This is a genomic window from Methylobacterium sp. ME121, assembly GCF_000974725.1.
GTDB lineage: Bacteria > Pseudomonadota > Alphaproteobacteria > Rhizobiales > Beijerinckiaceae > Methylobacterium > Methylobacterium radiotolerans.
Map to the genome: position 1 here is coordinate 19,708 of NZ_BBUX01000026.1, position 13,127 is coordinate 32,834.

At 71.0% G+C, this 13,127-nt stretch carries 15 protein-coding genes; 12 read left to right on the forward strand and 3 right to left on the reverse strand.

Going from position 1 to position 13,127, the window contains the following annotated elements; translation table 11 throughout:
* The first annotated feature begins 236 nt into the window (after nucleotides 1–236).
* The 4 genes from ME121_RS17145 to ME121_RS17160 all read left to right on the forward strand — a co-directional run bounded on the left by ME121_RS17145 (nucleotide 237) and on the right by ME121_RS17160 (nucleotide 3,792).
* Nucleotides 237–698: a hypothetical protein gene (locus tag ME121_RS17145; RefSeq protein ID WP_012319233.1), complete on the forward strand. Its 462-nt coding sequence runs from the start codon at nucleotides 237–239 to the stop codon at nucleotides 696–698.
* 2 nt (nucleotides 699–700) lie between these two features.
* Complete coding sequence (locus tag ME121_RS17150; RefSeq protein WP_059409262.1) at nucleotides 701–1,375, forward strand: ribonuclease T2 family protein; 675 nt, start codon at nucleotides 701–703, stop codon at nucleotides 1,373–1,375.
* A gap of 67 nt (nucleotides 1,376–1,442) precedes the next feature.
* A complete protein-coding gene (locus ME121_RS17155; RefSeq protein ID WP_012319235.1) occupies nucleotides 1,443–2,291 on the forward strand; it encodes a 23S rRNA (adenine(2030)-N(6))-methyltransferase RlmJ in 849 nt (282 codons plus the stop codon).
* Between the two features lie 223 nt (nucleotides 2,292–2,514).
* Nucleotides 2,515–3,792: a porin gene (locus tag ME121_RS17160; RefSeq protein ID WP_012319236.1), complete on the forward strand. Its 1,278-nt coding sequence runs from the start codon at nucleotides 2,515–2,517 to the stop codon at nucleotides 3,790–3,792.
* A gap of 113 nt (nucleotides 3,793–3,905) precedes the next feature.
* Here ME121_RS17160 and ME121_RS17165 read toward each other — a convergent pair whose 3' ends face one another.
* Nucleotides 3,906–4,445, reverse strand: a complete 540-nt coding sequence (locus tag ME121_RS17165; protein WP_059409264.1) for a GNAT family N-acetyltransferase — start codon at nucleotides 4,443–4,445, stop codon at nucleotides 3,906–3,908.
* 191 nt (nucleotides 4,446–4,636) lie between these two features.
* On the opposite strand from ME121_RS17165, the gene ME121_RS17170 reads away from it, so the two are divergent.
* Nucleotides 4,637–6,121 (forward strand): peptidoglycan DD-metalloendopeptidase family protein, encoded by a 1,485-nt coding sequence (locus ME121_RS17170; protein ID WP_059409265.1) that lies wholly within the window; start codon nucleotides 4,637–4,639, stop codon nucleotides 6,119–6,121.
* A gap of 140 nt (nucleotides 6,122–6,261) precedes the next feature.
* Here the strand turns inward: ME121_RS17170 and ME121_RS17175 are convergent, their stop codons facing one another.
* A complete protein-coding gene (locus ME121_RS17175) occupies nucleotides 6,262–6,603 on the reverse strand; it encodes a YidB family protein (protein ID WP_029360023.1) in 342 nt (113 codons plus the stop codon).
* A gap of 186 nt (nucleotides 6,604–6,789) precedes the next feature.
* On the opposite strand from ME121_RS17175, the gene ME121_RS17180 reads away from it, so the two are divergent.
* Nucleotides 6,790–7,038 carry a hypothetical protein gene (locus ME121_RS17180; RefSeq protein WP_342345203.1) on the forward strand — a complete coding sequence of 83 codons (249 nt, stop codon included), beginning with the start codon at nucleotides 6,790–6,792 and terminating at the stop codon, nucleotides 7,036–7,038.
* 9 nt (nucleotides 7,039–7,047) lie between these two features.
* Here ME121_RS17180 and ME121_RS17185 read toward each other — a convergent pair whose 3' ends face one another.
* Complete coding sequence (locus tag ME121_RS17185) at nucleotides 7,048–7,440, reverse strand: YidB family protein (protein ID WP_059409269.1); 393 nt, start codon at nucleotides 7,438–7,440, stop codon at nucleotides 7,048–7,050.
* Between the two features lie 126 nt (nucleotides 7,441–7,566).
* Here ME121_RS17185 and ME121_RS17190 point away from each other — a divergent pair, with 126 nt between their 5' ends.
* The 6 genes from ME121_RS17190 (at nucleotide 7,567) to ME121_RS17215 (ending at nucleotide 13,036) form a co-directional block, all read left to right on the forward strand.
* On the forward strand, nucleotides 7,567–8,448 hold the full coding sequence (locus ME121_RS17190) for an alpha/beta fold hydrolase (protein ID WP_059409271.1): 882 nt from the start codon (nucleotides 7,567–7,569) through the stop codon (nucleotides 8,446–8,448).
* A 131-nt stretch (nucleotides 8,449–8,579) separates the two neighbouring features.
* Nucleotides 8,580–8,912: a preprotein translocase subunit YajC gene (yajC, locus tag ME121_RS17195; RefSeq protein ID WP_012319243.1), complete on the forward strand. Its 333-nt coding sequence runs from the start codon at nucleotides 8,580–8,582 to the stop codon at nucleotides 8,910–8,912.
* Nucleotides 8,913–8,967: 55 nt separating this feature from the next.
* Complete coding sequence (secD, locus tag ME121_RS17200; protein ID WP_012319244.1) at nucleotides 8,968–10,572, forward strand: protein translocase subunit SecD; 1,605 nt, start codon at nucleotides 8,968–8,970, stop codon at nucleotides 10,570–10,572.
* A gap of 232 nt (nucleotides 10,573–10,804) precedes the next feature.
* Entirely contained in the window at nucleotides 10,805–11,746 is a 942-nt protein-coding gene (secF, locus tag ME121_RS17205; protein WP_012319245.1) for a protein translocase subunit SecF, read from the forward strand.
* 13 nt (nucleotides 11,747–11,759) lie between these two features.
* Entirely contained in the window at nucleotides 11,760–12,158 is a 399-nt protein-coding gene (locus ME121_RS17210; RefSeq protein ID WP_059409272.1) for an Mth938-like domain-containing protein, read from the forward strand.
* Nucleotides 12,158–13,036: a phytoene/squalene synthase family protein gene (locus ME121_RS17215; RefSeq protein WP_024830064.1), complete on the forward strand. Its 879-nt coding sequence runs from the start codon at nucleotides 12,158–12,160 to the stop codon at nucleotides 13,034–13,036. The genes ME121_RS17210 and ME121_RS17215 overlap by 1 nt, the downstream gene beginning before the upstream one ends.
* The last annotated feature ends 91 nt before the right edge of the window (nucleotides 13,037–13,127 follow it).

A 13,127-nucleotide genomic window follows, 5' to 3' on the forward strand; every position in this document is an offset into this window, starting at 1 on the left:
CTCCCCGGCTCCGCGCCGGGCGCCGGTCCGAAGGCCATCCGTCCGGATGCGCCCCCGGGAGGACGGAGCCGGATCCGGCCGAGCACCGGTCCCGCATCTGACCTCGACCGACGACTGTAGCGGCCGCGCCGCACAGGCCGTCAAAGCGCCGGCGCGGGGCTGCCGGAGCTTGACTGGCGGCGCGGCCAAGCCATCGTTCGCGGATGCAGGATCGCACATCCGTCGAGGCACGCGCCATGCGCCCGGTCTTTCACGGCTTCGCCCTCGGGCTGGCCCTTCTCGCCCTGGCCCAGCCGGCGCTCGCCCGCTCGGCCCGGGAGGACATCGAGCCCGCCGAGGAGCGGATCTTCCCGTTCGACGCGCAGATCCCGGGCTGCCAGGACCCGTCGGTGCTGGAGCGGGTCTCGACCAACTTCGCCGAGAAGGAGGCGAAGTTCTGGAACTCGTCGATGACGATCCTGTCCTTCGACACGATCGAGCGCACCGCGTGGCGGCCCTGGGGCCTCGACACCTATCCGCGCCGGTTCTGCACCGCGACCGTGACCACCTCCGACGGGGTCCGCCGCAAGGTCGACTACTCGGTGCGCGAGAGCCTCGGGATCATCGGGGCGACCTGGGGCGTCGAGTTCTGCATCCACGGGCTCGACCGGGACCTCTCCTACGCCTACGCCACCGCCTGCCGGATGGCGCGTCCCTGACCATGCGCGGGCGCGCCGCCGGCCTCGCGGGCCTGCTCCTCGCCGGGTCGGTCGCCGCCCCGGCCGTCGCCCAGGATTACGGCGGCTTCGCCCGGCGCGGCACGCCGGGCGACTTCGATTTCTACGTCCTCGCCCTGTCGTGGTCGCCGACCTACTGCGCGGGGCCGGGCACCCGCCGGGACGACGTCCAGTGCGCCCCCGGGCGCGGCCTCGGCTTCGTCGTCCACGGCCTGTGGCCGCAATACGCGAGCGGCTACCCGCAGAACTGCTCGGCGGTGAACCGCGCGCCGACCCGACAGGCCATGGAGGTCGCCGGGCAGGTCTACCCGAGCGAGGGTCTCGCCCGCTACGAGTGGCGCAAGCACGGCACCTGCTCGGGGCTCGATCCCGCCGCCTACTTCGCGGCCGCCCGCGCGGCGCGGCTCGCGGTGACGATCCCCGACGCGCTCAAGGGCGGTGCCCCGCCGCAGAGCCTCGCGCCGATCGAGATCGCCCGGCAGTTCGTGACGGCCAATCGCGGCCTGCGCCCCGACATGATGGCGGTCACCTGCACCCGCGGGCAGCTGCAAGAGGTCCGGATCTGCTTCGGCAAGGACCTGCGCGGCTTCACCCCCTGCCCCGAGGTCGCCCGCGGCAATTGCCGGGCGCCCGAAGTGAGTCTCGACGCCGCCCGCTGAGTTTTTTTCGGCCTTTCGCGCGCCGGACCCTGGACCCGGCGCCCGGGATCGGCTTGAGCGCGCTGCCATGAACTATCGGCACGCCTTCCACGCCGGCAACCACGCCGACGTCCTCAAGCACCTCGTCCTGGCGCGGGTGCTCGACCACCTGCGCCTCAAGGACAAGCCGTTCCGGGCGCTGGACGCCTTCGCGGGGCTCGGCGTCTACGATCTCGAGGCCGACGAGGCGGCCCGCACCGGCGAGTGGCGGGACGGCTGGGGCCGGATGGCGGCGCCCTTCGCGCCGGAGGTGGAGGCGCTGCTGGCGCCCTACCGCGCCGCGGTGGCGGCGGTGCGGGCGCGCCACGGTGACACCGCCTATCCGGGCTCGCCGGCCGTGATCCGCGAGGCGCTCCGCCCTGGCGACAAGGGCGTGTTCGTCGAGTTGCACCCGGCGGACGCCGCGACCCTGCAGGGCCGCTACGCCCGCGATGCCCGCACCAAGGTGATGAACCTCGACGGCTGGACCGCGATCAACGCGCAGATCCCGCCGCCGGAGCGGCGCGGCCTCGTGCTGATCGATCCCCCCTACGAGGTGCCCGGAGAGATCGAGCGCCTCGGCGCCCATCTCGCCCGCGCGGTGGCGAAGTGGCCGACCGGGCTGTTCCTGGCCTGGTACCCGATCAAGGACACCGCGGTCCTGGACCGGATGGTCCGCGACCTCGGCGCCGCCCTGCCCCGCCCGGCCCTGCGCCTCGACTTGCTCATCGACCGGCCGGGCGATCCGACGCGGCTCACCGGCAGCGGCCTGATCGTGGTCAACCCGCCCTGGCGCCTCGCCGAGGAGGCGATGCTGTTCCTGCCGGCGCTCGCCGAACGCCTCGCCCGGCAGGACTTCGGAGGGTTTCGCTGCGATCCGATCGGACCCGCCGACTGACTCGGTAGAATTGGCGAGCCCGGCGGAAGTCCTCCGGCTCCGCGCGGAAGGAAAGGGCCGGGGTTCCGATACAAATGTGGCGGCAAAGTCACATTTCCGCATCGAACGTGATCTGCGATACGGAACTGCCTAAAAATTATGCAACTGCTTCATGTTTGATTTTGTGTCAATCGCGTCGCGATGTCAGCTTGGCCGTGGACGAATCCGAACGAGCTGCGACACCATGCTGAAGCGATCCACCCTGGCCGGCCTGGCCACCGTGCTGCTGTCCTCGACCAGCATCCTCGCGGCCGATCTGGCTGCCCCGGCGCCGGTTCCCGTCGCGCCCCCTGCCGAGCCCTGCAAGGCCACGCTGCTCGGCCCGGCCTACAGCGGCGTGATCAAGGCCAATCCCAATCCGAGCTGCTTCTCGGCCGGCCCGCTGGGCGACCTCTACGTCGGCGGCGCGATCACCGGCTACGGCTACACCCAGTCGAACCCGTTCGCGTCGTTCTCGACCCCGGCGGCCCCCAACGACCGCGACCGCGCGGCCCGGTTCGACTTCTCGAACGTCCAGGGCATCATCCAGAAGCCCGAGGGCGCGTTCCAGTTCTACATCCAGGCCGGCGGCTACTCGATCCCGCAGCTCGGCTTCCCCACGCTCGGCACCTTCACCCAGACCGACCTGCTGTTCGGCCCGGTCCCGGTCGCCTACGGCAAGATCCAGATCAACGATGAGTGGTCGGTCCAGGGCGGCCGGATGTTCACGCTGATCGGCACCGAGCTGCTGTTCACCTACCAGAACCTGAACATCAACCGCGGCCTCCTGTTCGTGCAGGAGAACTTCATCAACCAGGGCGTGCAGGTCAACTACAGCAGCGGCCCGCTCTCGGTGTCGCTCGCCGGCACGGACGGCTTCTTCTCCAACGAGATCACGTGGTTCACCGGTAACGTCGCCTACAAGCTCGACGACTACAACACGATCGGCGTCAACGGCGGCCTGAACGTCGGCCGGACCAACGCCCTCGACCGCAGCCCGCGCTACCAGTTCGCGACGCCGAACCTCCAGCAGAACAGCGGCATCTTCAACATCAACTACACCTACGCGAACGGTCCGTGGATCATCTCGCCCTACTTCCAGTTCACCAATGTCGAGCGTGACCTGCGCGTCGGCATCGGCAACTCGGCCTCGACCTACGGCGGCGCGCTGCTGGCGGCCTACTCGTTCACCGACAACTTCGCCCTGGCCGGCCGCGTCGAGTACACCGAGCAGACGGGCGTCCGCGGCTCGGGCGGCACCAACCTGCTGGGCTTCGGCGCGGGCAGCAACGCCTTCTCGGTGACCGTCACGCCGACCTTCACCTTCGACCGCTACTTCTTCCGCGTGGAGTACGCCCACGTCGAACTCGGCGGGATCACGCGCGGCAATCTCGCGGAGGGCACGCTCGGCACCGGCTTCGGCCGCACCGGCAACCGCACCTCGCAGGACCGCTACATGGTCGAGACCGGCATCACCTTCTGATCGGAACGCCCGGTCCGGCTCAGGACGCCGCCCGTCAGCGAGCCCCCGGCCTCAGGCCGGGGGCTTTTTTCATGGCCGCGCCATCGATCCCGGCCCGGCTCGATCCCCGGGGGTCAGGCCCGCCTGAGCAGGCGCCGGCCCGGCCGGTGGCCCTCCTCGCCGGTGTCGCGGAAGCCGAGCTTCTCCAGCAGGCCCCAGGAGGCGACGTTGGCGGGGCGGCACTCCGCCACGACGACGCGCGCCGGGAAGCGCCCGCCGAGGAGCCCGAGGATCGCCGAGACGGCCTCGTAGGCGTAGCCGCGCCCGCGGGCGGCGCCGCCGACCCAGTACCCGATCTCGATCGTGCCGGCGCCGCGCAGGTGCGTGCCGAAGACGCCGACGAGCGCGCGCCCGGCCGAATCGGGAGCGCCGTCTCGCGTCCAGGCGCCGAGGAAGCAGTCCCGGCCCCGCGCGCCGCTGCGAATCAGGTCCTCGGCATCCTGCAGGGTGAACGGCGTCGGCAGGAAATCCACCGCCGCGGTGATCGCCGGATCGTCGGTGAGCGCGCGGACGGCCGCCGCGTCCGCGGGCCGGAGGGCGGCGATCGTGAGACGCGCCGTCTCGATCGCCGGCAGGTCGGCCAGGGTGTCGCGCGCGCCGCGGATGGTAAACATAGATTCGATGTGGGGTGCCGGCCGGTTACGAAAAGGGACGATCCCGCGCCCGGGAATCATCCCCGGCACCGCGCGAAAACCTTGCGCCTACCTTCGCTCCAGGGTCGCAGACAGCCTGAACGGGAACGGTTGCTTAACCTGAATCCGTCTTCATTGGCGCATCAGGTTGCGTCAGGCAAACGGGTGCGTCGATGCGGGTGCGCGGTACGGGTCAGATGTTGCGGACGCTGTCGCGCGTCGCGCTCATCGGCATCATCGGCGGTGCGGCTGCCGCCTGTTCCTCGGACGCGTCGCGTCTGACCAACCCGTTCTCGAACCCGTTCGACTCGGAACCCGCCGCCACCGGCAGCCTGCCGGATGGGAGCCTCAAATCCGTGCCGCCGGTCCGGACCGGCCGCATCCAGTCGGAGGCGCTCGGCGCGCCCGCCGCGGCGCGGCCGTCCGCCGCCGCGACGCCGGCCCAGACCAACGCCGCCGCCCCCGCGACCCGCGTCGCCTCGACCGGCAAGGTTGGCTGGAGCGCCGAGGGTGGCACGCAGATCACCGTGTCGCGCAACGACAGCCTGAACCAGATGTCGACCCGCTTCGGCGTGCCCGCCTCGGCGATCCTGGCCGCCAACGGCCTGAGCAACGCGAACCAGATCACGCCCGGCCGCCAGATCGTGATCCCGGTCTACAACGCCTCCGGGCTGAACCCCGCCGCGTCCCCGATGACCGCCCGGCCGGCCCGGGCCGCCGAGGAGAAGCGCGAGGACGCCAAGCAGGTCGAGAACAAGATCGCGACCAAGCGCGAGGAGGCCAAGGAGGCCGCCAAGGAGGCCGCCCAGAAGCTCGCCGAGGCGAAGGCCGCCAAGGAAGCCGCGCAGAAGGCCGCCGCCGCCGAGAAGGAGGCGGAGCGCAAGGAGGCGCTCGCCCGCGACGCCGCCGCCCGCAAGGTCGCCGACGCCAAGTCCCGCAAGGACGTCGCCCTGAAGGAGGGCGAGAAGCCGAAGCACGTGCGTCCCGGACAGGTCGCCAAGGCGGACGAGAAGAAGGCCGACGAGAAGAAGGCGGATCCGAAGGCCGAGGCCAAGGCCAAGGCCGAAGCGAAGGCTCAGGAGGCCAAGGCGGAGGCGAAGGCCGCCGCGAAGGCGGAGGCCGCCCAGAAGCTCGCCGAGGCGAAGGCCGCCAAGGAGGCCGCCCAGAAGGCCGCCGCCGCCGAGAAGGTCGAGAAGGTCGCCGCCAAGGAGGCGCCGAAGGTGGCCCCGGTCGCGGCCGCCGCGCCGGCCAAGCCAGAGCCCGCCGCCACCGGCTCGGTGGCCGAGGCGACGGAGAACTTCCGCTGGCCCGCCAAGGGCCGGGTGATCTCCGGCTACGGCACCTCCGGCAACGAGGGCATCAACATCGCCGTCCCCGAGGGCACCCCGGTCAAGGCCGCCGAGGAGGGCACGGTCGCCTACGCCGGGTCCGACGTGAAGGGCTACGGCAAGCTGGTCCTCGTGCGCCACGCCAACGGCTACGTCTCGGCCTACGCCCACAACGGCGAGATCGACGTGAAGCCCGGCGACAAGGTCAAGCGCGGCCAGACCATCGCGAAGTCGGGTGCCTCCGGCAACGTGACCTCGCCGCAGCTGCACTTCGAGATCCGCAAGGGCGGCGCGCCCGTGGACCCGATGTCCCAGCTCGCCAGCAACTGAGACGGACCGCGCGGGGCCGAGGCCGGCCCGCGCGGCACCGAACGAGACGGCAAGACGCGGCGGCGGTCCCGGACGGGGCCGCCGTTTCGCGTCGTCGTCCGCCGTCCGGCCGCCCCGGCTCGCGACCCGCGCCGGCTGTCCTAAGCCTTCGGTGCCTGCAGCGTCCCGTCGGGGCTGTGACGGTCGACGGTCTCGGGCAGGGCCTGCGCCAGGGTCGGGAACAGCTGGTCCATCGGGACGCCGAGCTTCTCCGCCATCTGGCGCACCTGCTCGTTGTCGAGGACCTTGCGCAGGTCCTCGGCCGTGATCGGCTCGTTCGGGCCGCGGCCGAGCCAGGAATTGACCTGGCTCTCGTAGCCGGAGCGCCGGAGCTGATCGAGCAGCGCGTTCAGTCCTCCGGGCAGCACCTGCTGGATCACGCCCGGCAATGCCTTCAGCGCGATCTGCCCCAGCGAGCCGCCGAGGGTGTTGAGCAGACTCATGTGGACCCCGTCGAATGGTCAGTGGCGGGAGTCTAGAGAAATCTTCGCGAAGCGGGAGAGGCCTGTGGTCCGCGACGCGCCGGTGTGAACCGCAATTTAGTCGACAGCGATCGGCCTATGGTCCGGAATGCCGGCCGGGACATCGGTCCGCGGTCGGCTCTCATGAGATCCCTGGCGCTGTCTTGCGTGCTCGCGGTCGCGTCCGTCACCGCGGCCCTGCCGGACGCCGAATCGGCGCGTCTGGCGCAGGAGCGCTTTGCTCAGGAGCGCCCTCTGGCGGATGCCGTCTTCGTTCGGCCGCTCTATGGCACGTACCGCCATTGCGGCGGCTCCTGCCTGAAGAGCGGCGAACTGTCGTGGTTCTGCTTCGCCAGGCAGAGCTGCTACCTGAGCTGCGCGACCGCGCCGCCGCGGATGAAGTGCGCCGTCCCGTGAGGTGGGCGATCAGCGGACCTGGGTGCTGAAATTCGGCTGCGGCTTGAGGCTGCCGTTCTCGCTCTGGTCGGCGACTGCCGCCGGCAGGAACTCCGCCAGCACCGTGGGGACGCGCGCCTCCGGAACGCCGAGGTCGTAGGCGAGCCGCTCGGTCACGCCCTCCGGCAGGCAGGCCGCGATGGCGCTCGCCGGCACCGTCTGCCGCGCGCCCGAGCCGAGCCAGGATCCCACCGCCTCCCCGTGCCCGGTCTCCCGCAGGCGGTCGAGGAAGGCCGGGAGTCCGCCGGGATAGAACTTCGCCAGCGACAGGGCGAGCTTGCCGCTGCCGGTCTCCTCGAAGGCCCGGTCGGCCGCCGCCACCACATCGCCGATCAGGGTCTTCGCACCGTCGAGCAGGCCCATGGTTCTCCACCGTCGCGCTTCTTCGTCGCAGGGTGAAGTCGGGCGCGAACCGGCGAGGGCAAGCGCGTGCGGCAATTGCGCGGCGAACCCGCTAGGATCCCGGCGTCGCGAATCCGGGAGCCATCGATGAAGCGCGTGCGGGCCGGCGTCCTGGAGGTCGCCTATCTCGAATCCGGACCGGCCGACGGGCCGCCGGCGGTGCTCCTCCACGGCTTCCCTTACGATGTGCGCGCCTGCGCGGCCGCGGCCGCGCAACTCGCCGCCGACGGCGTGCGCTGCCTCGTGCCGTACCTGCGCGGCTACGGGCCGACGCGGTTCCTGGATCCCGCCACGCCGCGCTCCGGCGAGCAGGCGGCGCTCGGGGCCGACCTGCTCGCCTTCCTCGACGCCCTCGGCCTCGGGAACGCCGTCCTCGCCGGCTACGATTGGGGCGGCCGGGCCGCCTGCGTGGTGGCCGCACTCTGGCCGGACCGGGCCCGGGGCCTCGTCAGCTGCGGCGTCGGCTACAACATCCAGAACATCCCGACCGCCGGGCGGCCGGTCGCGCCGGAGGCCGAGCACCGCCTCTGGTACCAGTATTATCTCCACGGCGAGCGCGGCCGCGCCGGCCTCTCCGAGAACCGGGACGCCTTCTGCCGCCTGCTCTGGCGGCTCTGGTCGCCGACCTGGGCGTTCGACGCGGAGACCTTCGCGCAGACCGCCCGCGCCTTCGACAACCCCGACTTCGTCGACGTGGTGGTGCATTCCTACCGCCACCGCTTCGGCCTCGTGCCGGGCGACCCGGCGCTGACCCCGATCGAGGCGCGGCTGGCGGCCCGGCCGGCCATCGCCGTGCCGTCGATCGTGCTGCTCGGCGCCGACGACGGCGTCGGGCCGCCGCCCGCCACCGACACGGACGCCCGCCACTTCACCGGCCCGTACCGGCGTGAGATCGTCGCGGGGGTCGGCCACAACTTCCCCCAGGAGGCGCCGGACGCCTTCGCGGCGGCGATCCGCGCCCTGCTTTGAGCGCGCCGCGGATGCCCGACGCTTCGCCGTTGCTTTCGGGAAGCCCCTGGCTATAGTCCGCGCGCTTTTCGACAGGTCTGCGGGCGCCACATCCGGCGGCAGGCCTGCGCGCCATTCGCAGGAGACGCTCGTTGATCACCCCCGCCTTCGCGCAAGGGGCCGGTGCGGCCGCTGGCGGAGCGGAGATCGCCTTTCAGGTGGTCCCGTTCGTCCTGATCTTCGTGATCATGTACTTCCTGATCCTGCGACCGCAGCAGAAGCGGGTCAAGGACCACCAGGCGCTGCTCAAGTCCGTGCGCCGGGACGACACGGTCGTCACCAACGGCGGCCTCGTCGGCCGCGTGACCAAGGCTTCGGACGACCAGCCCGAGATCGAGGTCGAGATCGCCCCGAACGTGCGCGTGCGGGTGGTCCGGTCGATGATCTCGGAGGTCCGCGCCAAGGGTACGGTCAAGGCCGCCTGATTTCCGATTGAACTGGCCGGCGCCGTGCGCCGGCCCAAGAGAGAAAAAACGGCCGATGCTGCGCTTCTCCCGTGCGAAGATCATCGCGACACTGGGTCTGATCCTGGTGGGGCTGACGCTCGCCGTGCCGAGCTTCTTCTCGCCCGAGCAGCGCAAGAGCTTCGTTGCCGGCCTGCCCTCCTGGTTCCCCAGCTGGGTCGTGCCGACGCGCGCCATCGTGCTCGGCCTCGACCTGCAGGGCGGCTCGCAGCTCCTGCTCGAGGTGGACCAGAACGAGCTCATCGCCTCGCAGGCCAAGGCGCTGCGCGACGACGTGCGCCGCGTGCTCCAGCAGGAGAATGTCCGCGCCGACGGCGGCATCGGCCTGCTCCAGCGCGGCGTCCAGGTGAAGATCGACGACGCCGCCGCCCGGGCCAAGGTCCTGCCGAAGCTCCAGGAGCTGTCGCAGCCGATCACCACCTCCCTGGGCCAGACGGCGGCCCGCACCCTCGACGTCTCCGAGCAGCCCGGCGGCGTGATCCGCCTGACCCTCACCGATGCCGGCATCACCGACCGGACCCGCCGGGCCGTGAGCCAGGGCATCGAGGTCATCCGGCGCCGCCTCGATTCCACCGGCACCACCGAGCCGTCGATCCAGCAGCAGGGCGCCGACCGGATCCTGATCCAGGTGCCGGGCGAGCAGAACCCGGAGCGCCTGGAGAAGCTGCTCGGCTCCACCGCCAAGCTCGAGTTCCGCATGCTCGCCGACAGCCCCTCGGGCGACGTCGACATGCTGCCCTCCAAGGACGAGAAGGGCGCCAAGGTCCCGGTGGAGCGCCGGGTCATGGCCGACGGCGGCGAGCTGACCGACGCGCAGCCGGCCTTCGACCAGCAGACCCACGAGCCGATGGTGAGCTTCAAGTTCAACCTGCGCGGCGCGCAGCGCTTCGGGCAGGCGACCTCGGAGAATATCGGCCGGCGCATGGCGATCGTCCTCGACAACGAGGTCGTGTCGGCGCCCGTGATCCGCTCGGCGATCACCGGCGGCTCGGGCCAGATCACCGGCAACTTCACCGTGCAGCAGGCCAACGACCTGGCGGTCCTGCTGCGCGCCGGCGCGCTGCCGGCGAAGTTCACCGTGGTCGAGCGCCGCGTCGTCGGCCCGGGTCTCGGCCGCGACTCCATCGAGGCCGGCAAGCTCGCGACCCTGGTGGCGGCGGGCCTCGTGGTGGCCTTCATGTTCGCGACCTACGGGACGTTCGGCTTCATCGCCAACATCGCCCTCATGGTCCATGTCGGGCTGATCCTGGGCCTGATGTCGGTGCTGGAGGCGACCATGACGCTCCCGGGCATCGCCGGCATCGTGCTCACCATCGGCACGGCGGTGGATTCGAACGTGCTGATCTACGAGCGCATGCGCGAGGAGCAGCGGGCCGGCCGCTCGCTGATCTCGGCGCTGCAGGCGGGCTTCGACCGGGCCTTCGCCACCATCATCGACTCGAACTCGACCATGGCGATCGCCGCCCTGATCCTGTTCTTCCTCGGCTCGGGCCCGGTGAAGGGCTTCGCCGTGGTCTTCATCCTCGGCATCCTCACCACGGTCATCACCGCGGTGACGCTGACCCGGATGATGATCGCGGTGTGGTACAACACGTTCCGGCCGAAGACCCTGCCGTTCTGAACGCGCTCACTATCGGGAGACGCATCACCCCTGGCACAAGCCCGTTCCGAACCACCGCCCTCATCCTGAGGTGCCCACGTCAGCGGGCCCCGAAGGAGCTCTCCGGAAGGCGCCGTGGATCCTGGAGCCCTCCTTCGAGGCCTCCGCTGCGCTCCGGCACCTCAGGATGAGGTCGAGGGTGGGACAGGCGATCGGGCCGGTGCTGCGATCTTCCCAACGTTAGGTCCGAAAAATGCGCCTGCTCCGCCTCTGGCCCGATGAATCGCATTTCGACTTCATGCGATTCCGGCGCTTCACCTTCCCGCTCTCGGCGGTGCTGTCGCTCGCGACCGTGGCGCTGTTCCTGACGATCGGCCTGAACTTCGGCATCGATTTCAAGGGCGGCACCCTGGTGGAGCTGCAGGCGAAGTCGGGCACCGCGGACGTGGCGTCGATCCGGCACACGGCCGCGGGCTTCGGCTTCGGCGAGCCGGAGGTGCAGGAACTCGGCAACCAGGGCACCGTGCTGGTCCGCCTGCCGCTCCAGCCCGGCGAGCAGGGCCAGACCGCGGTGATGAACAAGGCGCACGCCGCCTTCGACAAGGATTACGATTTCCGCCGCACCGAGACCGTCGGCCCACGCGTCTCCGGCGAGCTCGTCCAGTCTGGCACGCTCGGCGTCGTGCTGTCGGTCGTGGCGGTGCTGCTCTACCTCTGGTTCCGGTTCGAGCGGGAGCTCGCGCTCGGCGCCATCGTGGGGACGCTCCACGACATCGTTCTGACGGTCGGCGTGTTCATCATCAGCCGGATCGAGTTCAACATGACCTCGATCGCCGCGATCCTGACGATCGTCGGCTACTCGCTCAACGAGACCGTGGTGGTGTTCGACCGGACCCGCGAGCTGATGCGGCGCTACAAGACCATCCCCACGGTCGATCTCCTCAACCTGTCGATCAACTCGACCATGTCGCGCACCGTGATGACGTCGATCTCGTCCGCGCTGTCGCTGCTGGCGCTGGTGCTGTTCGGCGGCGAGGCGATCAAGGGCTTCGCCGTAGTGATGCTCTGCGGCGTCCTGATCTGCACCTACTCGGCGATCTTCGTCTCGACGCCGGTGTTGATCTATCTGGGCCTGATGCTCTCGGGCGCCCGCGCGGCGTCGGAGCGGTCGGGCGTCCCGCAACCGGCGGAGTAGTCCTTTTTCCAACATGGCCGATCAGCCAAGTCCAAAGAGCTTCGAGTCCGGCTTCGTGCCGGGGCGCCACATCATCGACACCTACGGCAACGGCGGCTTCCGCTTCGCCGGGATGTCGCATCGCGGCTCGATCCTGATGCTGCCCTCAGGGGTCCGAGCCTGGGACGTGACGGAGCCCCAGGCGATCGACCGGACGGCGCTGCGCCCGATCCAAGCCGAGGCCGCGGGGATCGAGCTGCTGCTCGTCGGCACCGGTCTCGATATCGCGGCGATCGATCCGGCCTTGCGTGGCTGGCTCAAGGATTTCGGCGTCGGCCTCGACGTGATGCAGACCGGGGCCGCGGCCCGCACCTACAACATCCTGGTGGCCGAGAACCGCAAGATCGCGGCCGCCCTGATCGCGGTGGCCTGATGCCCGAGGTGGAGGGCCAGACCGCCGAGACGGGGCTCGCCTTCGCCCAGTCCCACTGCGAGGGCCTCGTGCGGGACGGCGATCCGGATCGCTACTACGCCACGCTGTTCGCGCCGGCCGCCGCCCGCCCGCACCTCTTCGCCCTCTACGCCTTCTCATTGACCATCGCGCGGGTGCGCGAGGCCGTCTCGAACCCGATGGCCGGCGAGATCCGCCTGCAATGGTGGCGCGACGCCCTGCAGGGCGAGGCGCGGGGCGACGTGCGCGCCAACCCGGTGGCGGCGGCCCTGGAGGAAACGATCCGGGCGAACCGCCTCGGCCGCCAGCCCTTCGTCGACCTGATCGACGCCCGCGTCTTCGACCTCTACGAGGATCCGATGCCCCGGGTGAACGACCTGGAGGGGTATTGCGGCGAGACCGCCTCGGCGCTGTTCCGGCTGGCGAGCCTCGTGATCGGCAACGGCACCGAGCCCGGCGGCGCGGGCGCGGCCGGGCATGCCGGGGTCGCCTACGGGATTACCGGGCTCCTGCGCGCTCTGCCGTGGCACGCCCGCTCGGGGCAGGTCTACCTGCCGGCCGACATCCTCGGCCGCTACGGCGTCACCCGCGAGGACATCGTCACGGGCCGCGGGGGCCCGGGCCTGCGCCGGGCCTGCGCCGACCTGCGCGGCATCGCCCGGCAGCACCTCAAGGCCTTCGAGGCGGCGCGCCCGACCATCGCGCCCTCGGCGGGGGCGGCGTTCCTGCCGGTGGCCCTGGTCGAGCCCTACCTCGCCGTCATGGAGCGGGCCTCCTACGACCCGCTCAACACGCTCGTCGAACTGCCGCGCTGGCGCCGGCTGTGGCGCCTGTGGCGCGCCGCGCGGCGGGTGGGGTAGCCGCGGCTTCGGCGTCTTCGCGAGCGGAGCGGCGCGATCCAGCGGCGCCACGCTCGCGAACGCGGTGCGCTACCCTGGGTCGCTTGGCTGC